General features: G+C 64.0%; 20 protein-coding genes. 18 read left to right on the top strand and 2 right to left on the bottom strand.

The window, feature by feature from the left end:
• Positions 1-53: 53 nt before the first annotated feature.
• From VEW47_12275 to VEW47_12265, 3 genes are all read left to right on the top strand, one after another.
• Complete coding sequence (locus VEW47_12275; GenBank protein HYS05960.1) at positions 54-1,421, top strand: lipopolysaccharide biosynthesis protein; 1,368 nt, start codon at positions 54-56, stop codon at positions 1,419-1,421.
• Positions 1,422-2,830: 1,409 nt separating this feature from the next.
• Positions 2,831-3,925 carry a glycosyltransferase family 4 protein gene (locus tag VEW47_12270; protein ID HYS05959.1) on the top strand — a complete coding sequence of 365 codons (1,095 nt, stop codon included), beginning with the start codon at positions 2,831-2,833 and terminating at the stop codon, positions 3,923-3,925.
• A 5-nt stretch (positions 3,926-3,930) separates the two neighbouring features.
• Entirely contained in the window at positions 3,931-5,049 is a 1,119-nt protein-coding gene (locus VEW47_12265; protein ID HYS05958.1) for a glycosyltransferase family 4 protein, read from the top strand.
• 226 nt (positions 5,050-5,275) lie between these two features.
• Here VEW47_12265 and asnB read toward each other — a convergent pair whose 3' ends face one another.
• On the bottom strand, positions 5,276-7,273 hold the full coding sequence (gene asnB, locus VEW47_12260; GenBank protein HYS05957.1) for an asparagine synthase (glutamine-hydrolyzing): 1,998 nt from the start codon (positions 7,271-7,273) through the stop codon (positions 5,276-5,278).
• Positions 7,274-7,321: 48 nt separating this feature from the next.
• Between asnB and VEW47_12255 the strand changes: the two genes are divergently transcribed.
• The 9 genes from VEW47_12255 (at position 7,322) to VEW47_12215 (ending at position 15,276) form a co-directional block, all read left to right on the top strand.
• The gene (locus VEW47_12255) at positions 7,322-8,620 is read left to right on the top strand and encodes a hypothetical protein (protein ID HYS05956.1); all 1,299 of its coding nucleotides are present in this window, start codon (positions 7,322-7,324) and stop codon (positions 8,618-8,620) included.
• The gene (locus tag VEW47_12250; GenBank protein ID HYS05955.1) at positions 8,617-9,660 is read left to right on the top strand and encodes a DUF354 domain-containing protein; all 1,044 of its coding nucleotides are present in this window, start codon (positions 8,617-8,619) and stop codon (positions 9,658-9,660) included. Before VEW47_12255 ends, VEW47_12250 begins: the two co-directional genes overlap by 4 nt.
• Positions 9,661-9,796: 136 nt before the next feature.
• Positions 9,797-10,162: a response regulator gene (locus VEW47_12245; protein HYS05954.1), complete on the top strand. Its 366-nt coding sequence runs from the start codon at positions 9,797-9,799 to the stop codon at positions 10,160-10,162.
• 9 nt (positions 10,163-10,171) lie between these two features.
• Entirely contained in the window at positions 10,172-11,704 is a 1,533-nt protein-coding gene (locus tag VEW47_12240; protein ID HYS05953.1) for a sugar transferase, read from the top strand.
• A gap of 11 nt (positions 11,705-11,715) precedes the next feature.
• The gene (locus VEW47_12235) at positions 11,716-12,738 is read left to right on the top strand and encodes a Gfo/Idh/MocA family oxidoreductase (protein HYS05952.1); all 1,023 of its coding nucleotides are present in this window, start codon (positions 11,716-11,718) and stop codon (positions 12,736-12,738) included.
• Positions 12,739-12,776: 38 nt separating this feature from the next.
• A complete protein-coding gene (locus VEW47_12230; GenBank protein ID HYS05951.1) occupies positions 12,777-13,427 on the top strand; it encodes an acyltransferase in 651 nt (216 codons plus the stop codon).
• A 67-nt stretch (positions 13,428-13,494) separates the two neighbouring features.
• Complete coding sequence (locus tag VEW47_12225; protein ID HYS05950.1) at positions 13,495-14,625, top strand: nucleotidyltransferase family protein; 1,131 nt, start codon at positions 13,495-13,497, stop codon at positions 14,623-14,625.
• Positions 14,615-14,893 (top strand): PqqD family protein, encoded by a 279-nt coding sequence (locus VEW47_12220; protein HYS05949.1) that lies wholly within the window; start codon positions 14,615-14,617, stop codon positions 14,891-14,893. The genes VEW47_12225 and VEW47_12220 overlap by 11 nt, the downstream gene beginning before the upstream one ends.
• Before the next feature lie 2 nt (positions 14,894-14,895).
• Entirely contained in the window at positions 14,896-15,276 is a 381-nt protein-coding gene (locus tag VEW47_12215; GenBank protein HYS05948.1) for a lasso peptide biosynthesis B2 protein, read from the top strand.
• A 1,343-nt stretch (positions 15,277-16,619) separates the two neighbouring features.
• Here the strand turns inward: VEW47_12215 and VEW47_12210 are convergent.
• Positions 16,620-18,293, bottom strand: a complete 1,674-nt coding sequence (locus tag VEW47_12210; protein ID HYS05947.1) for an asparagine synthase-related protein — start codon at positions 18,291-18,293, stop codon at positions 16,620-16,622.
• A 244-nt stretch (positions 18,294-18,537) separates the two neighbouring features.
• Here VEW47_12210 and VEW47_12205 point away from each other — a divergent pair, with 244 nt between their 5' ends.
• The 6 genes from VEW47_12205 to VEW47_12180 all read left to right on the top strand — a co-directional run bounded on the left by VEW47_12205 (position 18,538) and on the right by VEW47_12180 (position 25,869).
• Positions 18,538-20,622, top strand: coding sequence for an HNH endonuclease (locus VEW47_12205; GenBank protein ID HYS05946.1), 2,085 nt, complete (start codon positions 18,538-18,540; stop codon positions 20,620-20,622).
• A 145-nt stretch (positions 20,623-20,767) separates the two neighbouring features.
• A complete protein-coding gene (locus VEW47_12200) occupies positions 20,768-21,220 on the top strand; it encodes a response regulator (protein HYS05945.1) in 453 nt (150 codons plus the stop codon).
• Between the two features lie 14 nt (positions 21,221-21,234).
• The gene (locus tag VEW47_12195) at positions 21,235-21,633 is read left to right on the top strand and encodes a response regulator (GenBank protein ID HYS05944.1); all 399 of its coding nucleotides are present in this window, start codon (positions 21,235-21,237) and stop codon (positions 21,631-21,633) included.
• A 78-nt stretch (positions 21,634-21,711) separates the two neighbouring features.
• A complete protein-coding gene (locus VEW47_12190; GenBank protein HYS05943.1) occupies positions 21,712-23,247 on the top strand; it encodes an ATP-binding protein in 1,536 nt (511 codons plus the stop codon).
• Complete coding sequence (locus VEW47_12185; protein ID HYS05942.1) at positions 23,228-24,904, top strand: radical SAM protein; 1,677 nt, start codon at positions 23,228-23,230, stop codon at positions 24,902-24,904. Before VEW47_12190 ends, VEW47_12185 begins: the two co-directional genes overlap by 20 nt.
• On the top strand, positions 24,895-25,869 hold the full coding sequence (locus tag VEW47_12180; GenBank protein ID HYS05941.1) for a DUF2334 domain-containing protein: 975 nt from the start codon (positions 24,895-24,897) through the stop codon (positions 25,867-25,869). Before VEW47_12185 ends, VEW47_12180 begins: the two co-directional genes overlap by 10 nt.
• Positions 25,870-25,904: the final 35 nt, after the last annotated feature.

Here is a 25,904-nt window from a genome sequence, read left to right as displayed (position 1 = left end):
ATTGAAGATCGACAGCATTCATCTCTCTTGCGCGTCTGCGAGGGTCGAGTAGCTTGAGCTCACGACCAGATGACCTGGCGATTAAGTATCAGTCCGAGGTGAATATTCAGAATGCCCCACTGAATTCTTCACTCCACCAGACCTTCGCATGGACGCTGGGTGGCAATATCACCTACGCAGTCTGTCAGTGGGGTATTCTTGTCGTCCTTGCAAAGGTGGGCACCCCAGAGATGGTGGGGCAATTCGCCTTAGGCCTTGCAATCGCTGCCCCGATTCTGATGCTTGCAAATCTCCAGCTCCGTCCCCTCCAAGCGACCGATACGCAGAGCATGTTCGAATTCTCGGATTACCTTGGACTCCGCCTAATTACCGCGGTCTTGGCATTTTGCATGATCTGTTTCAGTGTGCTGATGTGCGGTTTGTCCCCTTCCACGGCAAGTGTCGTCCTGGTCGTAGGCATTGCGAAATGTATCGAATCGGTGAGCGACGCTCTGTATGGCCAGCTCCAGAAGGCTGACCGAATGGATCGGATAGCGATGTCGATGATGATGAAGGGGCCCTTGTCGCTCGCGGCGATGGCGGTTGTTGTGTGGTCAACCGGGCGAGTAGTGTGGGGTGCGACAGCGTTGGCCGCCGTATGGTCATTTCTCGGTGCTACGTTTGACTGGACATCCGCCACACACAGCCTGCGGCAGACGCACGTCAGGCCCATTGAGGTGGTGAAGGATCTAAGAAACGCTGACCGGCATGCAACAGCGACTCGGTTCTCTCTCCGTTGGCGACCACGCATACTTGTGGAACTTGTTCGCCTCGCTCTCCCAATGGGCGTCGCTATGATGCTTCTTGTGTTGGCGACGAATATTCCAAAGTATCTCGTTGAGCGTGATTTGGGAGAAGGCGCCCTTGGGTACTTTTCTGCATTAGCCTATCCGGGATATGGAATGTCCTTGCTCGTTGCTGCCCTGGGCCAGTCTGCCAGCGCTAGGTTGGCGAGGGCTTACGTGAGCGGAGGCAAAGCGTTCGGCCGGCTTCTGTTGATGCTGGCTACCATTACCTTGCTAGTTGGAGTCATTGCCGTTGGTGTAGTCATCGTGATGGGGCGCGACATTCTCTCAATGTTGTATCGTCCGGAGTACGCTCAATACTCGGGCGTGTTCGCCATTCTCATCGTGTCCACGGTCATCTGGTCGCTTGAGTCGATCCTGGGATACGCGGCAACTGCAAGTAGGGCGTATCTGGGGCAGGCGTGGGCGGGAGGCATTGCGGCGGGAGTGTCAATGATCTCAGGGATTGTCCTAGTCAGATCGTACGGGCTGCTTGGCGCGGCGTGGGCGACGGTAATTGGAGGCATTGCCGCGTTGGTAGCATTTCTAATTGTGGTTCTCAAGGCGACGCGGCGCCGAGCGTATCTGTGTCTGTGATCGCGTGGTCCTCGCGGCGCAGCCTGATCAAGTATGGACCGCTCTCAATCATTACGGGGACAATCATTGGTGCGTGCCTACTTAGCCTGCTTCTCGTGTTCGCAGGGGGTGAAATCGGCCTAGCGTGCGTAGGCCTCTGTGGCCTGTTGGTAGGACTGTTGCTTCTCCCCACGCACGTACGCATCGGCATCCCATTCACAGTTCTGCTCCTAGTGCCATTCGATCACATCTTGGCGACGGCGGGCGAATGGTTGGGGTGGCCGGTGCTCATGATCGGCTTGGCGTTGGCGATAGCAAGTGCTATCAGATGGCAGTCATTCCTCATTGTACCGAGAGACTGGGACATTCATGTCCTTCTGCTCTCAAAAGGCGTATCCGCTATCGCAAATATAGGAGCGGGTCAGATCAGAACGATGCTGTTCTGGCTTGCGGCAGGAGCTATTGTGATCTGGCTCCGGGCGGAAGAGCGCGGAGTTGGGTCGGTTCGGAATCAAATAATGCTTGCCATAGTCATTGCTGGCGCAGTTCAAGGGGTAGTCGCGATTCTGGAGGCACTTCAGATTGTCGACTTGCCTGGGCTGTTTGCTAGTTATGAACCAAACATTAGCGAACTCACGGGGACTTTCGGCATTCGTTCTGTCGGTCTGGCGGGGGATCCCCTCAGGTTGGGTACGTTAACGATGTTGAGTGGATTGGGGAGCTTTTCGCGATTGACCTCGGCGGGTCACCGCAAGTGGAGGAGAGGCCTTTATGCGGCAGCCTTGCTGTTATCCGTAACTGGGCTCATCCTCAGCGGAGCTCGCGGGTCATGGCTTGGTTTTGTTGTAGGAGCGTGTGGGATGACTGCAGCGCTCCTATCCAAGACGAGGCTTCGGAGGGCAATTTGGGGCCTGTTGGCAATTGTGACGATCGCCGCCGTGGTAGGAACTACGGACCTGGGGGCGAGGATCAGAGAGAGACTCTGGGGCAGCTCGGTGCATCCGGCGAGCGTGGAGCAACGACTTCAGGCGATGGAGGCTGTCGGCATGGTGTGGCGTCAGGCTCCAATTCTGGGTGTGGGACCTGGTGGCATGGGCGATGCGGTTCGGTCGGTTGGCTTGAGTGTTGTCAATATCGAGAATGAATATTTTATTGCACTGTTGGGTGGGGGAGCCGTGGGCCTCCTTGCATTGAGTACCCTGGTTGTTCGTAGAAGCGTTCTTGCGTGGTATCAAAGGAAACTCCCGTTCGGTCTTGAAACAATGGGGACCGTCGTGGCCCTCGTTGTCAACTTGAGCACTTACAACTTATTGTCGTGGTCCGCTGGGGCCTCCCTTCTCGTGGCAGTGTGTCTTCCCGCGACGTCGCTACTGAAGCGTTCCTCTGCTATTAAGACCCCCTAGTGCCGACTTGGTTATCAGGGGAGCGAGATGCAGCTTGCACTAGTCCTGTGGAGCGGGAATATCGGAGGTGCAGAGCAACTTACGATTCAACTTGCACGTCAGATGCGTGAGTTCAACTGTGATGCACGAGTCGTTTTCGTCTGCACACAGGAGCCGCTCGCAAGAGATCTCATCAAATGGGGCGTGCCCTTCTTGACCCTCGGGCTTTCGCGTGGCGTGAACGTCCTGTGCCGACCGCGAGCCTTTGCCCGTCTGGTCAACGAAGCAGGCATCGACGGCGCACTTCTGGATTCCGGCGGATATCTCGCGGCTGCCCTAAGGGTAGGAGGCTACAAGGGGAAGATAGTCGCGGTGGAACATGGGAGCATTATCCGTGACGAGGAATCGTGGGTTGTCAATCGGGCGTTTCGGCGTCTACTTCGCATGAGTGGGACATGGGCCATTGACGAGGAGGTTGCAGTCTCAGACTATGCCCTGAATCGACTCCTCGCACATTCGCACGCGGCGAAGGTTTCGCGGATCTACAACGGAGTCGACTTCAATGAATTCTCGCGAGGCGATCAGGGAATGCCTACGCATACCCGGCATGAGGGTGACCGAATCGTCCTTGGCCATGCGAGCCGATTGATTAACGAAAAAGGTGCACAGGACCTCATCATTGCCCTGAGTGATCTTCGCAGATCGTTCGACTGCGTCCTCACAATAGCAGGGGATGGTCCCATTCGCAAGGAACTCGAAGCGCTGACCGTGAGACTGGGGATTCAAGGTTCAGTTGAATTCCGAGGATGGGTAGACAAGATGCCAGAGTTCTGGCAGGGGTGTGATATCGCGGTAATCCCTTCCGTTTGCGAGGAGTCATTCGGGATGGTCGCGATCGAGGCGATGGCCTGTGGCAAGCCGGTAGTGGCGTCCGACAGCGGCGCGCTTCCGGAGATTGTTCTCCACGGCCGCACGGGTATCATCTATCCGAAGGGAAATGTCGCGGCGCTGGGTGATTCTGTGCGGGCGTACGTCTCGGACCGTGATCGGCGTCTCGCAGATGGCGGGGAGGGTCGGGCGCGGTGCGAGGCAATGTTCGACATCAGGCGATGTGCTACAGCATATTGTGAGTTGTTCAAGTGATAGGAATGGTCCTGGTCATCGCGCCGGATCTCAGAGCACGCGGCGGGATTTCAGCCGTAATGCGGGTGCTGAGTTCTGGTGGCCTTTTTGATGCCCGCAGGGGACCACACCCACGGGCGTGCGTCCCGAGCGTGGATGCTAGAGAGCCGAAGGAGACCTTCGAGGTGCGGCACTTTGCGTCAGCTCGCGACGGCTCATTGGCAGGAAAATTCTTGTTTAGTCTTTACCGGCTCGCGATCTTTGCCGTAACGCGACTTTCCAGGCCGAGTCTTGTTCACGTCCACACCTCGACAGGTGTGAGCTTTCTGCGAAAGAGCGCTTATGTGTGGTTGGCATCGCTCAAGGGTGCCCGGATTCTTCTCCACATACATCCTGGCGAGTTCTGGGATCAGCTTGAATCCGCGGGTGTGCTACGGCGAAGAGCTGTCATGTCGGCCCTAAGGAGGTCAGACGGAATAGTCGTGCTCACGGAGGTAATTGCGCGAAAGGCGCGCTCTGTTACAACTGGTGTGGAGATCTCGGTTCTTCCCAATGCCGTGAATCTTAAGGAACTGGCGATACATCCGCGTCCAGCACGAGAAGAGGCTCTAATTGCATTTCTCGGGTGGTATGTGAAAAGCAAAGGGGCCTTCGATCTATTGGAGGCTTTGGTAACGGTGCACATTCGATGTCCGGAAATGCGGGCGGTGTTCGGGGGATGGAAGGGTTCCTCGACGCTCAAGAACCGCGTTAGGACCTTGGGTCTCGCAGATGTGGTTGATATTCAGGGATGGCTTGGCCGGGATGAGGTGACTAGTCTCCTTTCACGTTGCACGGTCTTCGTTCTGCCCTCGTACACGGAAGGAGTGCCGATGGTGATCTTGGAGGCGATGGGATGTGGTGCGCCGATCGTGACGTGTCCGGTCGGCGGCATTCCGGATGTGGCAATCGAAGGACGTAACGCAGTGTATGTTAGACCTGGTGACATACAGGCGTTGGCTGAGACATTGCTCCACATTCTCAACGACGAGAAAGCGCGAACCGAAATGTCCCGCGCCAACCTGATGGATGCACGTCGATACGATGTGACCGTCGTCATCAAAGAACTACGCGGCAGGTACGAAAAGTACTTGGTTGGCAACTGAATCAGGCGTGAGGGCCAATTCGGGGACCGTAGTAGGTGTTTGCGGGACTTCTCTGGACCTTGTCCTCGCCAGACTCGGATGGGGGAGCGGTCGCCTGAAAGAGGCAATCGTCTTCAATTCCCGTGTTCAACGCGAGTGGTCGATTCTACCCATGAACGCTGTTTAGCAGGTGACCAAGCATCAGTGGCTCACGGTGTATCGGGATAGTGTTGACCTCGGAAGGTGTTCATACTTGTTTGCTGATTGTGTCTTCCAAGTCGGCGGGCGCGGCTCGGAAGGCCTGGAGATTCGTGTTGAAGGCTAACCTTGCTTGCTGCAGAGCTCTGCCGCCTTGGTCGATAAGCTCGCGAAACCACAACTCGCGGCAGAGAAGGTTCCAGATGAAGTGAGCGTTATCCTGGCGTCCGTGGCGGTCGGCATTGATTCGTGCCCAGACCGTTTCTGGACGATACAGGCCGCGGTCGCGGATTGCCTTGGGAGAGAGAAGGTCATCGACCATTTCGCGGAGGTCATTCCGAATCCATGCGCGCAGTGGGGCGCTGAAGGAAGCCTTCGATCTATTGACGACAGCACCCGGCAGCCATGGTCGAGTGACTTGCCGCAGAAGCGCTTTTTGTTGGGTGCCGCGAATCCGACATTGGTCGGGAAGGCGGAAGGCAAGTTCTACGATGCGATAATCTATCAGAGGAGCGCGAGCCTCGACGCCTGCGGCCATCGTTGCCTTGTCTACATATAGGAGGTTGTGATCCGGAAGAAATGTGGTTGTGTCAGAGAGGCACATTTGAGTTAGGTATGAAATATCACGATTATCAAAGGGGGCACGTCTGGCCGTGACCTCGGCGAGAGATTCGTAAGGCCGGTCCTGCGAGTCTGTGTAGAGCTCTGAATAATCCGCCGGAGATAGAGACAGATCGGAGCGGAGGAATCTTTCAACCGGAGGAAGCGAGGCGAAGCCTAGGAAGCGCTTGGCCCATCGCGCGACCCTGAAGCCAGTGGTGGGGCCGGCCACGGGAAGGCGGGTGGCTGCGCGCTCAATAACTGGTCTCATGCGGGATGGAAGGAATGTCTGGTAGCGTCCGGCCAAGATGCAGGCGTAGTGCTTTCGGTAGCCACCAAAGATCTCGTCCGCCCCCATTCCGTTGAGGAGGACGGGAATTCCGTTGCTTCGAGCTTCCTTTGCAATCACGAAAGTATTGATAGCTGCCGGGTCAAAGATGGGCTCATCGAGGTGCCAAATCATGTGTGGAAGGAGATCCAGTATCTTCGGGGCTATCTTGATCTCAGTATGAACGCACCCGAATCGATCGGCGACCAATCTAGCAAAACGATTGTCGTCGGGCATGGCTTCGAGACGACGATCCCCCTCTCTGAAGCTGATAGAGAAGGTGCGAACCGGGTGGGAAGTGAATCGACGCATCAGGGAGACGATCGTGGAAGAGTCGAGACCCCCGGACAACATTGCCCCGACCGGGACATCGGATGTCATCTGCAGCCGGACGGCATCAACAAGGAGGGAAACGAGCTCTTCCGCGGCGTCCTTTGGCTGGATCGGGTTCTCCGCTGGCCTGATTTGCCACCACTGTTTCAGGCTGACAGTACCATTCCTCCAGGTTAGGGATGTTCCCGGGGGAAGTTTGTGAATGTTCTTGAATCCAGTTCTAGGAGTCGTAGGGTAATGCCACGGATTATGAGAGACTTCTTGATCGGCCTCGATGGGGACACGACCGGTTGCGAGGATCGCCTTGATCTCGCTTGAGATGAAAAGCGTCCCGTGGGAATTGGTCCAGTACAACGGCTTGATCCCGAGGCGATCGCGCGACGCGAAGAGTACCCGTTCCTGTGTGTCCCAGATCGCGAAGGCGAACATGCCATTCAGGCGTTTGAGGCAATCGGGTCCCCATTCCTCGAAGCTGGCCAGCACTACCTCGGTATCGCTCTGGGATCGGAAGTTGTGACCCCGTGACTGGAGAATGGCGCGAATCTCTCGAAAATTGAAAACCTCGCCGTTATATGTGATCAAGAAGCGACCTGACGGGTCGGACATGGGTTGCGCGCCCGCTGGTGATAGGTCGAGGATAGAAAGGCGACGATTCCCCAGGCCGAAGCCTGAGCCGGATGGGCAAATCACCCCACTCCCATCGGGGCCGCGGTGTGCGAGAATCGCGGTCATGCCTCGGACTAGATCGGGATCAGACTCGCCAACGACTGCTACAATGCCGCACATGTCGTGATGCCCCCATGAGACGCGCGCACGCTTCCAGCATCGAATTTCATGTTTTCTGTGGACTGGTTCTATTTTGTCTATCCCAAAGGGCAGTCAAGTCTAATCGTGATGGTATTCAGTTTCAATGAGGGTGCAGGGGTGATTGCTACTCTGCGAGCGGCCGAGACGCGGGCAGGTTCGGGCTTTTCACGACAGGCGGAGATTATTGCCAAATTGAGACAGGGCTTCGCCGTCGCGTCGCGTAGTGGCTGGCGTGGCTTTGACCCATACGACGGGCTGCTCTCGCCGATTGTGCGTCTGCCCGTTGTTGGCCGCAGCCGTTCATTCAGGCTAGTGCTCACCCAGGTGGTAAAGCGATCCCCGGTCAACCTCAGACCGGTGCTCGGCATCAAGGAAGGACTTAATCCCAAGGCGTTGGCCCTGCTGCTTTCAGCGGCGGCAAGAACCGGGGAGGGGAGCGAACTTCGACCGTACGTACAGCCCCTCGCGGCCGCACTAGAAGAGTCGCAATCCGCGTTCCATCCCGGCATGAGCTGGGGATACAACTTTCCCTGGCAGGGACGATCCTTCTACCTCCCAGCAGGAACACCAACCGTGGTGGTGACCTCCTTCGCAGGGGAGGCGTTCCTAGATGCACATGCTGCCACAGGTGTGGGGCGCTATCTCGAGAATGCCCAGGAATCATGTGACTTTGTACTCCGCGGGTTGAATCGCACTCGGGACTCAACTGGTACGTGTCTCTCGTACTCACCACTAGATCGGAGCGTCGTTTACAACGCCAGCCTCTTGGGCGCGCGCCTTCTGCTCCTTACAGGACAGCGCGCCGGGCGCAAGGATCTCATCCGGGAAGCGTCGCCGCTGGTGGCGTATGCTTTGGCGAAGCAACGGCCCGACGGCGCTTGGATGTATGGTGAAGCTCGAAACCAGCAATGGGTAGATTCGTTCCATACTGGGTTCATTCTAAGGGCTCTGAACGCCTATCGGCGAATCACGAATGACGAGAGGACAGGAGAGGCGGTTCGGAAGGGCGGCGCGTTCTACTCGTCGAGTTTCTTTGGGAGCGCGGGTGAACCATACTTTGGATTGGGGAAGAAGTACCCGTTGGACATCCACAGTGCGGCCGAAGGAATCCTGACGTTCCTGGAGTTGCGCGATGTTGAGGCAACTTGCGAGGCTCAGGCCGCCGCCGTTGGTCGCTGGATGATAAGCAATCTGCTCGACGAGCATGGTCTTTTCCATTATCAGGTTCGGCGCACATACCTAGCAAAGATCCCATTCATGCGCTGGTCGCAAGCGTGGGGCATCCGTGCCCTAGCGGAATTGGTCCGTTGTGGGATTGAGCTGTGAAGGTCTGGATCGATCTGGCCAATTCCCCGCACGTTTTGTTTTTCGCTCCCATCCTCAAGGAGATGGAGAGGCGCGGGATCGAGGTGACCTGCACGGCGCGCGACTTCGCGCAGACGCTCGGTCTCGCGCGCATGCACGGGCTTCGGGTCGAGAGCATCGGCCGGCACGGCGGACGGTCGGCACTTGGGAAGACGCGGGAGATCGTGGCCAGGGCCGCGGCGCTGCGCCGCTTCGCCCGGAAGGCGCGGCCCGACATCGCCGTCAGCCACAATTCGTACGCGCAGGCTCTGGCGGCGCGCTCCCTCGGCATCCCGTTCGTCACGCTGATGGACTACGAGCACACGCCGGCCAACCACATCAGTTTCCGGATGGCCAGCCGGATCCTCCTGCCGCGCGCCGTGCCGGACGGGTCGGTGGCCCGCTACGGGGCGTCGTCCCGAAAAGTGAGGCGGTACGCGGGCTTCAAGGAACAGGTCTATCTTGAGGACTTTGAGCCCGAGGCCAGCGTTTTCGACGGTCTTCTGGCGGAAGACGTGGTGCGGGGCTGCGTCGTGGCGGTCGCGCGACCTCCGGCGGATTTCGCGATCTATCACCGCTTCAAGAATCCTCTCTTCGACCTCTGGCTCGATCGGGTGGGCCGGGATCCCGGCGTGCGAGTCGTGCTGCTGCCGCGCACCCGGGACCAGAGGGACCGGGCGCTCGCGCTCGGGCTTCCATCGGTGGTCGTCCCCGATCGGGAGATCGATGGCCCGAACCTCGTCTATCACGCCGATCTCGTCGTCAGCGCGGGTGGGACGATGAACCGGGAGGCAGCGGTGATGGGGGTTCCAACCTACAGCCTGTTCACGGGGCGACAGGCGGCAGTCGATACGGCGCTCGAAGCGCTGCACCGTCTCGTCTTCGTGCGCGGCGCCGAGGACCTCGGGGCGATCCGGATGGTCAAGAGCGCCGCTCGATCGAGACTTCGCAACCCGGAGCTGCGAGGGCAGATCGTGGCGGAGATCCTCGGCGCGGCCGTCCGCCTGGCCGCTGGCGATTGACAAGGCGGATCGGGCGCACCTATGATGCGCCTCGTTCGCTCTGGAGGTGGGTGTGGAGGCCTTCTCGCCAGAGCGGTGGCGTCTTAGACCTCAGGCCGCCGCGAGCAGCAAGTCCCTCGAAAGACCGAAGGCGCTCGTGGTCGATGCCGATGACGCGAGCCGTGCCTTCGCCGCCGAGGCGTTGAACTCGTTCGCCCCGGGCTTCGACGTGGCGACCGCGCGCGACTCCCGGCAGGCGCTGGCCTGGATCGACACCTTCCCTCCCGACCTGCTGGTGACCGATCTGGAGTTCGCCACGGACGGGGCGAGCGCCCTGCGCGAGAGGCTCCGGGCCGACGCGCGGACCCGCGCCTGCCGGGTCGTGGTGCTGTCGCTGTCTGCGGACGATCCGAGGATCGAGGGCGCCCGCCTCGAATCGGACGCCGTCCTCATCAAGCCGGTCGCCCTGCCGTTCCTCCTGGAAACCGTCCGGCGCGTGATGAGCCGCGACGAGTCCCACTAGGTACGCCGGATGTATTCGAAGGACATCTTCCTCGAACGGGCGCAGCAGGCCCTGCTGGACGGCGGGATCGTGTTCTCCACGTTCCTCGGGGCGGCCATCCTGCGGCACAGCGGCGTCATCCTTGACCCGGTGCCGGGGCACCACTTCGAGATCGGACCCTACCTCTTTCCGGCGACCCTGCTGGCGGTCATGTTCATCCTGCTGTTCCGCTACGAGAGGCTCTATTCGGGGCGCTTCGGGCGCTTCGCCGAGGCGTTCCGCATCGCGCGCGGAGCGGCCGGCGGCACGATGGCGGCGCTGGCGCTGACCTTCTTCTATCGCGGTCACTCGTACTCGCGCGCCACCGTCCTCATCTTCTACCCGCTCGTCGTAGCGGCGCTCGTCCTGACGCGCAACCTCTATCGCCGCTATCGGGCCGCCGTCCAGGCCAACCCCGCTGCGCGCCGGCGCGTCCTGATCGTCGGCTTCGGCCGTGTCGGGCAGCACCTCGGCGGCGTGCTCCTGGGGCGACCGTCGTACTATGAGCTCGTCGGATTCCTCGACGACGACCCCGGGAAGATCGGCGCCTCGCTGGAGGGCCGGCGCGTCCTGGGCACGACCGGCGACCTCGATCGCCTGGTGCGTGAGAACGGAGTCGACGAGATCATCATCGCGATCCCTTCGGCACGTCGCGAGCGGGTGATGGAGATCGTCGGCGCTTGCCTGCGCATCAAGGTGAAATGGAAGGTCGTGCCCGATCTCTACGACATGCTCCTCGAGCGGCTGACGTTCGACCAGGTCGGGGACCTGCCGCTGGCCGGTCTCCGCGGCCCGGCGATCGTCGGTTTCAACTGGGCGCTCAAGCGGGCCTTCGATCTCGGGCTCGCGTCGCTTCTTCTGCTGCTGGCGTCGCCGATCTTCCTGCTGGCGGCCGCGGCCATCAAGCTGACGTCTCGCGGACCGGTCTACTTCCGGCAGACGCGCGTGGGTCTGCGAGGCCGCACCTTCACCTTTCTCAAGTTCCGCTCGATGCGAGTCGGCAGCGACGCCGGCATCCACAAGGACTACACGAGCGACTGGATCTACGGACGGACCGGCGGGGGAGGGCGGGCGGTCCCGCGATCCGTCGGTGCCGCTGCGCTGGAGCCGACTCCCCAGGTCGCCGCGTCTCCTGTGGACGCCGCCGGCCGCTCGTCCGCCGTCGCCGCCGGCGTGCACAAGATCGTCCACGACCCGCGTGTGACGTTCGTCGGCGGCCTTCTCCGCCGCACGAGCCTCGACGAGCTGCCGCAGCTGTGGAACGTGCTGCGCGGCGACATGAGCCTGGTCGGCCCGCGTCCCGCGATCCCGTACGAGGTCGAGCGCTACACCGAGTGGCACAAGCGCCGCCTCGAGACGCTGCCGGGCATCACCGGTCTCTGGCAGGTCAGCGGGCGGAACGCGCTGTCGTTCGAGGAGATGGTCCGCCTGGACATCCAGTACATCGAGACCTGGTCCCTCGAGCAGGACATGAAGATCCTGCTCAAGACGCTGCCGGCCCTGTTGTTCGGCCGGGCCTACTGATCGGAGGAGCGGTGGCCGGTTCGATCCGGATCGGGGTGGTCGGCTGCGGCTACTGGGGCCCGAACCACGTCCGCGTCTTCTCGACGCTCGGTCGCCTGGGGGCGAAGATGATGGCCGCGGCCGATCGTTCGGAGGAGCGCCGCGCGCACGTCAGCGAGCTCTATCCCTGGCTCCGGATCGAGACCGAGGCCGAGACCGTCCTGCGGGACCCGGACCTGGACGCCGTGGTGATCGCGACACCGGTCCACACGCACTATCCCTTCGCCCGGATGGCGCTCGAGGCGGGCAAACACGTTCTGGTCGAGAAGCCCTTCGTCACCGAGGTCGAGCAGGCGCAGGAGCTGATCGCTCTGGCCCGCAAGCGTGGCCTCGTGCTCATGGCCGGCCACACTTTCGAGTACGCCGCGGCCGTCAACCGCATGCGCGAGATGCTGGCCGAGTCGGCGCTGGGCGAGATCCTCTACATCCGCAGCGAGCGCGTGAACCTGGGGCTGTTCCAGAAGGACATCAACGTCCTCTGGGATCTCGCGCCGCACGACGTCTCGATCCTGCTCTACGTGCTCGGGATGATGCCGACCCACGTCTCGGCGATCGGCAGCGCGCACGTCACGCAGGGGGTCGAGGACGTCGCGATCGTCACGCTGGAGTTCGGTCCCGCGCTGATGGCCAACCTGCTGGTGTCGTGGCTCGATCCCCGCAAGGTCCGTCAGATGACGCTGGTCGGCAATCGGCAGATGCTGGTCTACGACGATCTCTCGAGCAACGAGAAGCTGCGTCTGTACGACAGGGGAGTGGACGGACCGAAGCACTACGACTCGTTCGGCGAGTTCCACTATTCGTACCGCTACGGCGACATCGTCACGCCCATGCTGAAGGAGTCGGAGCCTCTGCGCGCCGAGTGCTCGCACTTCCTCGAGTGCATCGCGCGCGGCGCCTCTCCCCGCAGCAGCGGCGAGGTCGGGCTGAAGGTGACCCGCGTGCTGAGCGCGGCGCAGCGTTCACTGCGTAACGGCCAGGTGCGGGTCCCGGTGTGAGCACGAGGACACGGCCCAGGGGGAGCGCACGGCGAAAGGTGTCCTCGCGGCGCCGGCGCGGCGGGAACGGGAAATCGGCCACGCCGGGCGGCGCGTTCTACAAGCATCCGCTGGCGCTGGTGGAGACCGAGGCGATCGGCCCCGGGACGCGCGTCTGGGCCTGGGCGCACGTGATGTCCGGAGCGCGCGTCGGGGCCGACTGCAACATCGGCGAGCACTGCTTCGTCGAGAGCGGCGTCGTGCTGGGCGATCGCGTGACGGTCAAGAACGGTGTCGCGGTCTGGAACGGCGTCGTCGCGGAGGACGACGTCTTCCTGGGCCCGAACGCCGTGCTGACGAACGATCTCCGGCCGCGCAGCAAGGTCTATCGCGGCCCGGTGCAATCGACCCTCCTGAAGCGCGGCGCGTCGGTCGGCGCGAACGCCACGCTCCTCTGCGGCATCACGGTCGGGACCTGCGCCATGATCGGCGCGGGCGCCGTGGTGACCCGGAACGTGCCGCCCCACGCGCTCGTCGTGGGGAATCCCGGCCGCGTCGTCGGCCGCGTCTGCGAATGCGGAGCCCGCCTGAAGGGGCGCGGCGCGACCATGCGCTGCGCGGAGTGCTCTGGACGTTACCGGATTTCCGGTCACGCCGTCAGGCGTGTCGGACACAGGACTTCCGCCGCATCGTCACGATCCGAAGACTAGGGTCTCGACCCCTATTGACGCCCCCGCGCCTCGGCTCTACTCTCCCCTCAATCTGGGATCGTACATCGTGCTCAATACGACCGCACATCCGCGCACAGGTCATGACCTGCTGTTGGAGGTGCTGCGGACGCTCTTCGGCAAGGATGAGCGTCCGCCGGCTTGCGGGGAGGTCGCGCTTCCCGGGGAGAGGGAGATTGTCGATCTTCTTGCGCTGTCGAGGCGCCACGAGATAGCACCGCTGGTCGCGCGACAGTTATCGACGACGCAGGGGCTCCCGCACGCCGCCGTGCGGGCGGCGAGAGAGATTTACGAGCAGAACCTGGCGCGAAATCTCTTCCTCCGCGGCGAGACTGCGGATTGGATCGCGCGGTTCCGGCAGGCGGGGATTCCCTGCCAGGCGCTCAAGGGAGCCGCGTGGTCGCAGCTGCTGTTCGGAGACCTCGGGGCCCGGACCAGCGCCGACATCGATCTCCTGGTGCGCCCGCAACAGAGGGACGAGGCGATCGGGCTCGCGGCGCGCTGGGGATTCGAACCGTTTGACCCGGGCCGGCCCCTTCCCGATCCCGATGCGAAGGCGGTCCTCCTCGAGTCACGGGACGAAGCGGCCTGCTACACGCTCGACCTCCACTGGTACGTCGAGCTCCCGCGGCTCGTGCCACTGGACCACACGGTGTTCTGGAGCGGGCAGTGGGAGGAGGACGATCTCCCTCCCGACCTGGTCGGCCTCGTGCTCTGCCTGCACCTGTGGCGGCACGCCGTGACGCTGAAGACGCTCGTCGACTTCGCGGCGTACGTGGGTCGCTTCGACGAGCAGGTGCCCGAGGTGAGGCGCCGTCTGGCGGAGGCCCGCGCGGTCGACGGGCTGGATCTCGCCCTGATGCTGGCCCACCGGGCGCTCGGCGTCCGCTCGCGTTTCACGCCGGAGCGGCACCCCAAGGCGATTCTCCTTCCGTGGCTGGAGCGCTGTCTGCGTGTGCCGTTCTCCGACAGGGGAAGGTACTTCTCGTGGCTGGTCTTCCCGCTGCAGTTCGACGGGCTCGCATTGCCGGTGCGGCGCTGCGCCGCGCACGTCGTCCGGCCGGCTGCGCGCGACGGACGGCTGCACGTCGGCTCGCGGGCCCGGCGCGTCGCGGGTGTGGTCGCGCGGGTGGCGTTTTCGCGCGGGCGCCTCGCCGCCAGGAGAGACGATGGCCGCTGATATGCGGCGCTGGCGCATCGGCCGCGATGTGGCGTTCGAGTTCGTCGACGACGAAGCGGTGGCTCTCAATCTGAAGACAGGCGCCTACTACAGGCTCAATCCGACCGCCGCCCGCGCCTGGCGGCTTCTCGAGAAGAGCCCCGGCATGGATGCGCTCGTGGACGACCTCCTGGAGGAGATCGAGGTCGAGCGCGGGCGTCTGGAAGCCGACCTGGCGGAGCTCTTCGCCGATCTCGAGAGACACGGGCTGGCGATCCGGGAGACATGAAGGTGCCCTCCCGGACCGCGCTGACCATCCGGGCCCTGGCGTGGGTCGCGCGCGTCGAGTGGGGACGTCGCCGCCGCCCGTTCGGGGAGCTGCTCGAGCGGCTGGAGCGGCAGCCTCTGGGAAGGCCACGATCGATCTCGGCGCAGAGCGCGCTCGCCGCCGTAGGCCGCGCCTACGAGCTGACGCCGTTCCGCTCTTCGTGCCTCAAGGAGTCGCTGGCCGGCGTGGGTCTCCTGCGCAGCCTCGGGTACGAGGCGCGCCTGGCCATCGGGGTGAGAGGCGCCGGGACGCCGGTCGACGCGCACGCCTGGGTCGAGGTGGACGGAGCGCCGCTCGACCGCGGCGCCGCCGGTCATGTCGTCCTCAGGCGGGCGAGCCGCTGATCCACTCCGCGGGCCGCCGCGTCGACGTTGGTCCTCTCGCTGCGCTTGCGTCTGGTCTCCATTCGGGAACTCGTGTTTGAAGATTGCTCATGTGGCTCTGGCGCTGCTACGTCGAGGAGGGTGTTCGGCGCCCCTGGCGATCGGCGTACGCGCTCGATCCGCTTGCGTCGGACTACGTGCCCTTGCGCCGGCGCGAGGCGATGGATGGGTCCCGTCACCATCCCTGACAGTATCGAATCGATCTCTCCCGCCGCCGCGAGGACGTGTTCGAATCCCTGGCGTACGGACAGGCGCCATGCCGGAACTGACCGGGCGAGCGCCGCGCAGGCGCGCAAATGGCGGCGTCGCTCGGGTGGAGATTGCACCCTCCGGTCAAACGTGCTCTGGAGGAGCCCCAGCAGCGCCTCTGCGGCCGAGATTCGTGAGAGGCGAAAGGCCGGTCCTCGTTCGGTGAGCCGGGGGCCCAGGAGGAACAACAGGTGGAGTTGATTCATTCCTTCAGCGCAGCACCATTCGAATCGCCGCACGTCGAGGACCAGCTTGGATTCGCCCGGCTGGTTTCTGCGTGCGTGACGGAGAGCAGTCGCCACCGGTTCGGGCCAGCGGGCAGAGTGCGACGGGTCGACCCGGATGAGCGGGTTTCCCCCGTGACATGTGAAGATCTTTGCCCGCCGTCTGAACGGCACGATCTCGTCCGAGATTACCTCCATGCCGCGACAGGCACCGGCAAGAGTCAAGCTCGATTTGCCGGCCCCGGGCGGGCCCAGGATGGCTGCGCACCGTCCGCGCCGGGCGAGCCCCGCGGCATGCAGCAGGTGGTGGCCGCGTCTGGCGAGGAGCAGCGCGAGGCCGAGGTTCAGGATTTCGAGAGCGGCTGGATCGGTTCCGGGAGCGGTGTCGATTCGAATTCCGTTGCGATCGGAAACGCGCAGGAGCGCCTTGGCTTCCCAGAGGATCGAGCGCGTTGCTCGGGACCGCTTCCAGAAGAGCCGGCCGAGGGGCGGGGCCTGAGGCAGTGGACTGAATCCGCGCGCCGGCGGGATCAAGCCCACGCGGCGCCGCACCAACACCGCGCTGCGACTCGCAGCGCGGTCAGATCGCCGTTCTGCCAGAGAGACGCCGAAGACGGGGGAGGGGAGTCTCCAGTCCCTGCGGCGGCCGTTCAGAAGGTCTCGACCTAGAGCAGCCCGGAGCCGCTGAGCGCGTCCTTACCTGACCCTCCGAGCGCTTTCGTTCGCTCGAAGACAGAGCCCCCCAGTTCGACTCGCGGTGGAAGGTAGGGACGCTTGGCGTTTCGTCGTGTTGTGCTCGCACGCGTGCCGGAATCACGCTTCACGTTCTTGTCACGCGACTGTTGTTTCATCGGAGACCTCGTGAGTGACGTGCTTGTCGGAGCGTAGCATAAGCCAGCGCTCCAGGGCAACAAGCCTCCAGATCGCCATCCGATCGCTTGGACGGCCCGCGAGCAAATCAGCGATCATCGGGCGGGCGTGGCGCCAGTCGACATAAGGATCGAGCCAGACCGAGCCGCGCTCCGCGAGGGCGGCAAGGTGACGTCCGACATGGGTGCGCAGGGACCAGTCGAGATAGGGCACGTAGTTGGTCTTGTCGATCCTTCCGCGTGACGCGGGGGTCAGCATTTCGGCGAGGGCACGGCGCAGGAGGATCTTGGATTCTCCGGACCGGTAGCGCGTTTCGAGAGGTAGCGAGAGCACGAATCTCACCAGGTCTGGATCGAAGAAGGGGTGCCGGCCCTCCACTCCGTACATCCGCTCGAGGCAGCGAGTGACCTCGAGCGCCAGGCCGACGGACGGCGCCAGCGCACGATTCGCCTCGGATTCATGAAAGTCCGCCGCGGGCGGACGAGGCTGGAGCCGTTCCTCGAGCCCCGTGCGACGTGCGACATCCGGGCGAATCCAGGCAGGGACTCGTCGGCGGAGGCGTCTCACTCCTCCCGGCACGAGAGGCGTGACCGCCGAGCGCAAGAGCCGCCGGAGCGACAATTTGTGATGACGCTTCAAATTGACGAGTTCGCTCGTGAGGCGTCCCCAACGCAGATCATGCAAGAGCAAGGCGAGGTAGGCCGCCGATGGCGTAAAGAGGGCATCGGCGTCGTGTCCGTCGAGCAGGGCGACGAGTCCTTCCTCGCGGGCGGTCTCGAAGAGAATCGCTTCCAGGCCGAGGTTGACGGAGCAGGGCGGCTCGCCGAAGCGGAGAAGAAATTCCTCCAGTCCGTGCAGTGGCGATCGATCCTCGACGCGGACGGGACGCCAAGGGACGCCGTGCAGAGTGGCGGTCTGGCGCGCGCGCTCCCCCTCGTCGCACTGGCGGACCGCGTCGAAAACCATGGTGAGCGCGGCCCGGGGCGACTCCAGATCTTCCGGCGCTTCTCGTCCCAGCCGAGCGGCCATGCCCAGCACGGCCGACGAGTCGGGGCCTCCGCTAAGGAGAACACCCAGGGGTCCGGGGCCGGCGAGGGTGTCCGTGACAGCGCCACGAAAGAGTCGGCGGAACTCTTCGTCGAGGGCGCCGGGGTCGCGATCGCCTTGCCATGGTCCGGTCCAAGGAGTCCAGTAGCGCTCGATCCGCAGACCACCCGGGCCCGCAACCAGCCGTGAGGCTGCTGGGAGGCGGCGTATGCCTTGATGGAACGTTCGGTTTTCGGAGAGCACGCCGGTGACGACGTATTCGACCGCCGCAGCCTCGTCGAGAGGTGCAGCGGACGGGAGGTAATCCAGGATCGCGGGCAGCTCGCTTGATAGAACCAGGCGCCCCGGCACCTCGCGATAGTAGAGGGGTCTTGCCCCGTAATGATCCCTGTAGGCGTGCAGCTCCTCTCGGGTCCGGTTCCAGACTGCGCATGAGAAGCCACCCCTCCAGGAGGCGAGGGCCGGTTCCGCGCACGAGGCTGAACGCGGCCAACCGCGTAACTGAGGCAGTCCGTCGAGGGAAATGAATGTCTCGTCCGGGAATTCTTCAACTGTCACGATAGTGGAGGCTCGCACGACGTCGGCCACCGATCCATCCGTGCGCAGCCTTGCCTCGAGCATTGCGGCGAGCCTAGCACGGATCAGAGGTCAGTGGCTTTCGCTTCGAAGTGGAGGGCGATCCGACACCACGCGCGTGGTCCCGGGTCCCGCGAGGCGCGGCCTCCCTGACCGCTTGAACTTTTTGCAGACAGTTGTTGACTCCGGATTTTCTCTTATCCATACTTACACTGACCCGCGTCGACTCCCTTGGCCTCTTCGAAAGGAGGTCACGGTGCTCCGGCCAGGCGTCGATGCTTCCGCGATCCGTGCTCTCTCCACTCAGCAGCCGCCGGCCGCGACCTTGCAGCCCGCACCGGCCGGCGTGTCCCGCCTGCTCGCGGCGCATCTCCTCGAACGCACTCTCCTTCGTATCGGTCGTGCCGGCACGCTCGTCGATCGTCGTCTGGCGCCGGGCCTGCAGCGCCTGCGTTCGCAGCGGCTCTACCGTCTTCTGGGATATGTCCGTCTCGGCGACTACCTGACCGAGCGGCTCGGGATGAGCCTGCGTAGATGTCAATCGATCCTCCGTCTCGAGCGGATCGTCGAATCTCTCCCTGGCCTCGGGCTGGCGCTGCAGGCGGGCGAGGTGTCGCTCTCCAAGGTAGAATCGGTCGCCGGCGTCGCGACGGCGGAGTCGGAGGCCTTCTGGCTCGAGCGGGCCCGTAGTCTGACCGTCACCCTCCTGCGGGACGTGGTCCGTGCGGCGGGCGCCGGCGGCGACACGACTGCCGGGGCGGTGGCGCCCGCGGACGGGCAGGCTCCACCGGCCGGGGCGGCGGTCGCGTCCGCATCGGAGACCATCGAGCAGGACGAGCCGGGCCGTCTCCTGTCTCTCTCGGCGCCGGCGTCGGTCGTCGGCGTCTGGCACTGGACGCTGGATCTGGTGCGGCGGGTCGCCGGGCAGCAGGAGCCGGCCTGGCGCTGTGCCGAGTATTTGGCGGCCGAGTTCCTCTCCGGAGTGCCCGACGTCTCCTGTATCCAGCCGAAGGCTTCGGCATCGGGCCTCGCCCAGGCGTTCGACGCCGCGGTTGACGCCAAAGGTCCGCACGGCGCGACGGGGGAGGACAGGGGGAGAGGGGCGGAGCCGGACTCCGGCGTCGCCGGTCCGGATGCCTCGGAGCCGGCGGCGTGGATCGAGGCGTGCGACGCGGTGCGGGAGGCCCTCGCTTCGCTCGGCGCGGCGGCTGACCTCGAGGCGATCATGTCGGTGCCGCCGCCCGGCGGCGGGGACGACGAGGTCGACGCGTGGGATCTCGACGCGCTGCTCCGGAGGCTGGTGCGGCAGCGGCAATCGCTCGCTTGGCGGCAGGGGCGTCTCCTCGCGGCGTTCGCCTCATCGCGCCTGCACCGCGAGCTGGGGTTCGCCTCCCTCGACGACTGGATCGGCAACCGTCTTCCGATGTCACTCCGCCGCGCCCGCTATCTGATGGCGCTCGATCGGCGGCTGCGTGGTCTGCCGCTCGTGGCCGACGCCTACCGCCGCGGAATCGTCTCCTGGTGCCAGGCGCGACTCCTGGTGCGCGTCGTCTCTCCGGCCACCCAGAGTCGCTGGATACGCTACGCGCGTCAGGTGACGGTTCGCCGTCTCGAGGAGGCCGTCATCGTGTGCGAGGTCGAGGGCGCCGGAGCTGCACACGTCGGCGCGTCTCCGCTCCCGCCGGTCGATCCTTCACCGGGTGAAGTCGGCCGCGCGCCGGCCGATCCTGCATGCCTGCACACATCGGCGCCCGATCGACCCGGCGACACGCATCTGCACACGTCGGCGCCTCTGTCCGGTCCCGAGGGGTCGGTCGTGGCGTCGATCGGCCGGCAATCCTGGCGGCGGATCGCCTTCTGGGCCCCTCTGGATGTCGCGGCGCTCTGGGACAGCGCCCTGCGCGCGTGTCGCGCCGCCGCCGGGACGAGGCTCGACGACTGGGAGTGCTTCCTTCTCTTCGTCCGCGCGCTGCGCGACACCTGGGACAACGCGGACGACCCTCAATTCAAGAGGCGCTATCGGATCTTCGAGCGCGACGGCTGGCGCTGCAGGGTGCCCGGCTGCACCTCGCGTAGCGGCCTGAACGAGCACCACATCATTTTCCGGTCGCAGCAGGGGAGCGATGACGAGGACAACCTGGTCACGCTCTGTGTCGGTCACCACCAGGAGGGGCTGCACGCCCGCCACCTGAGCTGTTCCGGCCGGGCGCCGGACCATCTCTGTTGGGAGCTGGGCATCCGGCCGGGCGGCGAGCCGCTGGCGCGCTATTTCGGTGAGAGGGTCATGACGCGCGGACCGCGCGTCCCGCTGCCGGCTCGCGTGTCGGCCGGCGCCGCCTGAGCGATCGTTCTGAAGGGATCGCAGTTCTGAAATCTATCGTTAGTTGCATAGTCATATTACAAATTATGCATTGCTATTTTATCAAATATGCATATGTTATAAATTTACCCATTTGAATACAGAAGAGAGAGGAGCGAGAGAGACCATGACAATCCAGGCGTTGATTGAACCTTGGCTCCCGAAGGGCGTTCGAGTCCGTCGGGACCGGCCCCAGGCGCTCAGCCAGCAGCGGCGTCGCGTGCTCATTGTGGACGACGATCACGCTGTCGCGGAAGTCCTGTCTCTTGGCCTTGGCGTCCACGGTTATGACGTGGACATAGCCCGGACCTGCCGCGAGGCAGGGGAGAAGCTGGCGTCGAACCAGTATTCCTTCGTAGTTCTGGACCTCGCCCTCCCGGACAGCACCGGGATCCTCTTCTACTACCGGCTCAAGGCCCACTGGCCCGGCCTGGCTCGCCGCGTGGCCTTCCTCACCGCCGCGGCCGATCGCTATCCCGAGCTGGGCCTCATGAGGGAGGAAGGCTGTCCTGTCCTGCTGAAGCCCAGCCGGGTCTATGAGGTTGTGGCGGCCCTTCAGCAGATGGAGCTCGAGTCATGATCGGAGGAGAAACGATGGAACGAGACGCGACTCAATCCGAACGTCCGAGAAGGGTCCTGCTCGTCGACGACGAGTCGTCGATCCGGGACTGCCTCTCGGAATTTCTTCTGCACAAGGGATTCAAGGTGGACCCCGCCTCGGACTGCCTGGATGCCATCGTCGAGGCCATGACCAAGTCGCATGATTGTCTGGTCCTCGACCTGAATTTCCCGGACATCAACGGTGTTTTCCTGTTCCACCAGATCAAACGAATCAACCGGGAGCTCGCGGAACGCACGATCTTCATCACGGGGCTGGACGAGCGCCATCCGGTGCATCAGCGGGCGCTGGAGACGGGTGTCCCTGTCCTGGCCAAACCGTTCGATTTCACGCGTCTGTCCGACATTCTCGACGGCTACTGCGAGTCGACCTAGGTATTTCTACTCTCTGGCGGTCGCCTGATCCCGGCTCTATCTTGATCGCCTTGGGCGCAACCGCCCCAAGGAGAAGCCTTGGCAAGAGTATCGAAACCACGACATCGTCCAGTACCAGAGGCCTCGCTGGATGATGCCGCCATTCTGTCCCGGATTCTGGACTTGATGCGCGAGTGCGTCGTCGTGGCGGATGCATCGGGGCACATCGTGTACGTCAGCCGCGCGGCCGAGAACCTGCTGGGCTATCCGCCTGACGACCTGCTCGAGAAGCACCTCTCGACCCTGGGGCTCCATCTCGGTCAGCCCCGGCCGGTTCGAGCCGGAGAGATCGATCCGGAGACATCCGAACGGACCGCTCCCTTCAAGCGAAAGGACGGCCAGCAGATCTCCATCTCGGTCGCCTCGCACTCGCTTCCCTCGGCATCCGGAAACGGTCCGTACTTCGTCAGCATCCTGCGCGACGCGACCAGCGAGTGGCGTCTGAAAGAACAGCTGCTTCAGAGCGAGAAGATGTCGGCGCTGGGGCAGCTGGTCTCCGGAGTCGCGCACGACTTGAACAACCCTTTGACCAGCATCATGGGGTACGCGCAGCTCCTCAGCGCGCAGAACGGCGACCCCGGGTTCCGCCGGGCGCTCGAGGTCATCTCGTCCGAGTCGATGCGGGCCTCCCGAATCGTCAAGAACCTTCTGACCTTCGCCCGCAAGTCTCCGCCGGAGCGGATGTATCTGGGTCTGAATGGTCTGGTGCTGAAGACCCTCGAGCTCAAGGTGCACGACTTCCAGATGAACCACATCGCGCTCCAGACGGACCTCGAGCCGGGACTTCCCCTGACGCTCCTCGACTTCCATCAGATTCAGCAGGTCCTGCTCAATCTTCTCAACAACGCCGAGCAGGCGATGCGCTCGCAGAAGGATGCAGGCACGGTGCGCATCGTGACGCGGAATGCGGGGATCGGGATTCAGGTGACCATCGAGGACGACGGACCGGGAATTCCCCGCACCGCTTTGCAGAAGGTCTTCGAGCCGTTCTTCACGACCAAGCCGATCGGGATCGGCACCGGGCTCGGCCTGGCCATCTGCCACGGCATCATCGCCGAGCACGGGGGGACGATCTGCGCGCAGAACCGTCCCGAGGGGGGCGCGCGCTTCGTCATCGAGCTGCCGATCCTCAGGCCGGCCAAGGCGCCATCCGATGGCGAGGAGGTGAAGGGGTCCCCCAGTCCGGCGGCACGCGCCATCGATGTCCTGGTCGTCGACGATGATCCGGCGATTCAGGACATGCTCGTCGCCTTCCTGACCTTCGACGGCCACAAGGTCGACACGGCGACCTCGGCGGAGGTGGCGATGCAGAAGGTCGCGGCGCGGCGCTACGACCTCCTCCTGACCGATCTGCGGCTGGGCGGCATGACGGGTATCGAGTTCTACAAGCATCTGGACAAGCACGATCGGGCGATGGCCGAGCGGGTGGTCTTTATTACCGGTGACCTGGTGAATCCGGAAACTCTCGAATTTCTGGACTCTGTCGAGAACTCCTGCCTTTCGAAACCGTTCACCCTGGACGACCTGCGGACGATTCTCCACCGCCTCGATCACCATGTCCCCGATCAGCAATAGAGAGCCGCTCTCCCCTCGACCTGCGCCAGGTTTTCTGCTCGTAGGTCCCTACGATCCCACCGGCGGCGAATTCACCTTCCTGGCCCCGCCCCTGGGTGTGTGGCGGCTGGCCGGAACGCTGGAGGCAGCCGGGTTCGAGGTCCAGGTATTCGACCCGAATTGTGCCGGTGAGGCGCCGGAGAAGGCGCTCGAAAAACGGCTGCGGGCCCGTTCCTGGGACGTGCTGGGGTTCTCCACGACCGGCATGACGCTGCGCTACGACCTGGCCCTGGCGCATCTCGCCCGCAGGGTGCTGCCGGAGGCCCTGCTCGTCGCCGGCGGCATGGAGGCGACCTTCAAGCCGCGGGAGTTGTTCCGCCTGGCGCCGTTCGATCTCGTCGTGCTCGGAGAGGGGGAGGGCCCGCTGCTCGAGATCGGCCGCCGGCTGCGGGCGGGGAGCCTCCTGCACGGCATCCCTGGAACGGCATTCATGCGCGACGACGGAGATCTCGCGAGGCTGCCGCGCACCGCCATGGAACGCCCGGCGCTGCGCGACGCGATCTTCCGGATCCCCTATGAAAAGATGCCGTACCGCTCGTACTGGGACAAGCTGGAACGCTGCTACCGCGTCGGCGATCTGCCGTACAAGGCCGAGAGGGAAGCGCGCCTGGCGGAGATCCGCTCGGTCCGGCTGATCACCCTCAACTACTGCCCCATGGGATGCACCTTCTGCTCTTCGACCAATTTCCTGCACGCGGCGCAAGGGGGGACGGCGCGCATCGCCCGGCTCGAGGCGGAGGAATGCCTCGCCATGTTGCGCCGTATCGTCGCGGCCCAGCCCGGAGTGCGGACGGTCATCTTCCAGGACGACATCTTCGTATTCCGCCAGGACCAACGCATCCTGCCGCTGTGCGAGGCGATCCTGGCGGCCAAGCGATCCGGCGATCTCCCTGACGACCTTCAATTCATCAGCACCAATCGTGTCGACGCGATGAACCGTGAGCGGCTCACGGCCATGCGCCGGGCCGGATTCCGCGTCCTGGGCTTCGGCATAGAGAGCTTCTCGCTCGAGGTCCTGAAGGAATTCAACAAGGCACAGATCCACCCGCATGTCCGGGAGGTGCTCGCCACGGCCCTGGAGCTCGGGATAACGCCGTTCCTGGACATCATCCTGACTTCGCCGAGAAGCCGCCTGGACGATCTGGCGGAGACCATCCGGCAGGCCTTCCAATGGATGGTCGCCGGCTGCGAGGTGGGGATGTATCCCTACGTGATCCCGTTCTCGGGCGCCGTCATGGCTGGCGACCCGGAGCTTGTCCCGTGGACGGTCTTCACGCGCCAGAGCATCGCCGGCACCGGCATCTCCTGGGACCAGCCGGCGAAGATCCTGCCGATCGACCCGGAGGCGCGCGGGGTGATCGTGGCGATCGAAGCCGCCTTCGAGCTGCAGCGCCGGAGTCTTCAGAGGCATGCCGCGCACATGCCGTCGCGCCTGCGCTCGTTCCTGTGGATCCTGTGCGCGATGCGCGTCCTTTCCGAAGCGGGGCACTCCACTCCCGGAAGCGAAGAGATCGTGGACGAGCTTCTGGCGCACCTGCCCGGCGCCCCCACCGGCGCCGGAATGAAAACGCTCCGGGGCGCTCTCCTGTCGCCGCGCGAGGCGCTCGCATGTCCATGAGCATGCGGCCGCCGGCGCCGGACGCCGTTCGCTGGCTCCCTTCCGGGAAGACCGCCGCGGTCTGCTTCAGCGTCGATGACATCCATCCCTCGACCTCGACCGACCCGTACGAAGCGGGCGGCGACCTCGGGCGGGGAGCGCTGGGCCGTCTCGCCCGCCTTCTCGACAGGCATCCGAAGCTGCGGGCCACGCTGTTCGTCACGCCGGACTGGCGTCCGCTCGGCCTGCATCCGACCCGCCGGCTGCTGGCGCGGATTCCGATCGTGAGGCGGCGGATGCATCTCGCCCCGGTCCGCCCTAAAAACGAAATGCGGATCGATCGCTTCCCGGAGTTCGTCCGCTATCTGAGCGCCCTGCCCCGCGCGGAGGTGGCGCCGCACGGGCTGCATCACCTCCATCCCGGACAGCGCCTCACCGTCGAATTCCAGGAGCAGGACCGCGAGGAGTGCTGCGGCATGCTGCGGCGGGCGCTGGACATCTTCGATGCCGCCAGGCTGTCCTACGTGCGCGGCTTCCAGCCGCCGGGTTGGAATCTGACTCCGCCGCTCGCCGGGGCGCTGGGGGACCTCGGGTTCACGTTCGTCTGCTCGGCCCGCGATCTCACGACAGCGGCCACCCCGGAGGCGGTCACGCGCTCCTGCGCGCTGCGCGACTTTCCGCTGCTGCGCCCGGGCATCATGGACGACGGCCGGCTCGTGCACTTCACCCACAACTTCCAGGCGACGTCCCGGCTGGAGCGCGCCCTCAGCATCGTCGGGTGCCGCGGTCTGCTGGCGATCAAGGCGCACATCTTCAAGAGCGGGGGCGGGCACTCGATGCTGGACGGTCTGGACGACGCCTATTGCAACTATCTCGATCTCCTGTTCTCGGAGCTCGATCGACGTTTCGGGGAGGACCTGTGGTGGACCTCGTTCGGGCAGATCGCGGACCGGCTGCTGAGCCCGGAGCGGGCGCGGTCGAATTGAATCCGCCGGACCTGGACGATCGCTACCTCCGATCT

The organism is Candidatus Dormiibacterota bacterium, from assembly GCA_035635555.1.
GTDB lineage: Bacteria > Acidobacteriota > Polarisedimenticolia > Gp22-AA2 > Gp22-AA2 > Gp22-AA3.
Note: the sequence above shows the minus strand (reverse complement) of the source record. Positions and strands in the feature narration are given on the sequence as shown.

What these genes read in the sequence shown, in the direction of transcription:
- VEW47_12265 (HYS05958.1), top strand. Translation starts at nt 3,931, where the DNA reads ATGGTCCTGGTCATCGCGCCGGATCTCAGAGCACGCGGCGGGATTTCA.
- VEW47_12255 (HYS05956.1), top strand. Translation starts at nt 7,322, where the DNA reads ATGTTTTCTGTGGACTGGTTCTATTTTGTCTATCCCAAAGGGCAGTCA.
- VEW47_12220 (HYS05949.1), top strand. Translation starts at nt 14,615, where the DNA reads ATGGCCGCTGATATGCGGCGCTGGCGCATCGGCCGCGATGTGGCGTTC.
- VEW47_12240 (HYS05953.1), top strand. Translation starts at nt 10,172, where the DNA reads ATGTATTCGAAGGACATCTTCCTCGAACGGGCGCAGCAGGCCCTGCTG.
- VEW47_12185 (HYS05942.1), top strand. Translation starts at nt 23,228, where the DNA reads ATGTCCCCGATCAGCAATAGAGAGCCGCTCTCCCCTCGACCTGCGCCA.
- asnB (HYS05957.1), bottom strand. Translation starts at nt 7,273, where the DNA reads ATGTGCGGCATTGTAGCAGTCGTTGGCGAGTCTGATCCCGATCTAGTC.
- VEW47_12200 (HYS05945.1), top strand. Translation starts at nt 20,768, where the DNA reads ATGACAATCCAGGCGTTGATTGAACCTTGGCTCCCGAAGGGCGTTCGA.
- VEW47_12270 (HYS05959.1), top strand. Translation starts at nt 2,831, where the DNA reads ATGCAGCTTGCACTAGTCCTGTGGAGCGGGAATATCGGAGGTGCAGAG.
- VEW47_12180 (HYS05941.1), top strand. Translation starts at nt 24,895, where the DNA reads ATGTCCATGAGCATGCGGCCGCCGGCGCCGGACGCCGTTCGCTGGCTC.
- VEW47_12195 (HYS05944.1), top strand. Translation starts at nt 21,235, where the DNA reads ATGGAACGAGACGCGACTCAATCCGAACGTCCGAGAAGGGTCCTGCTC.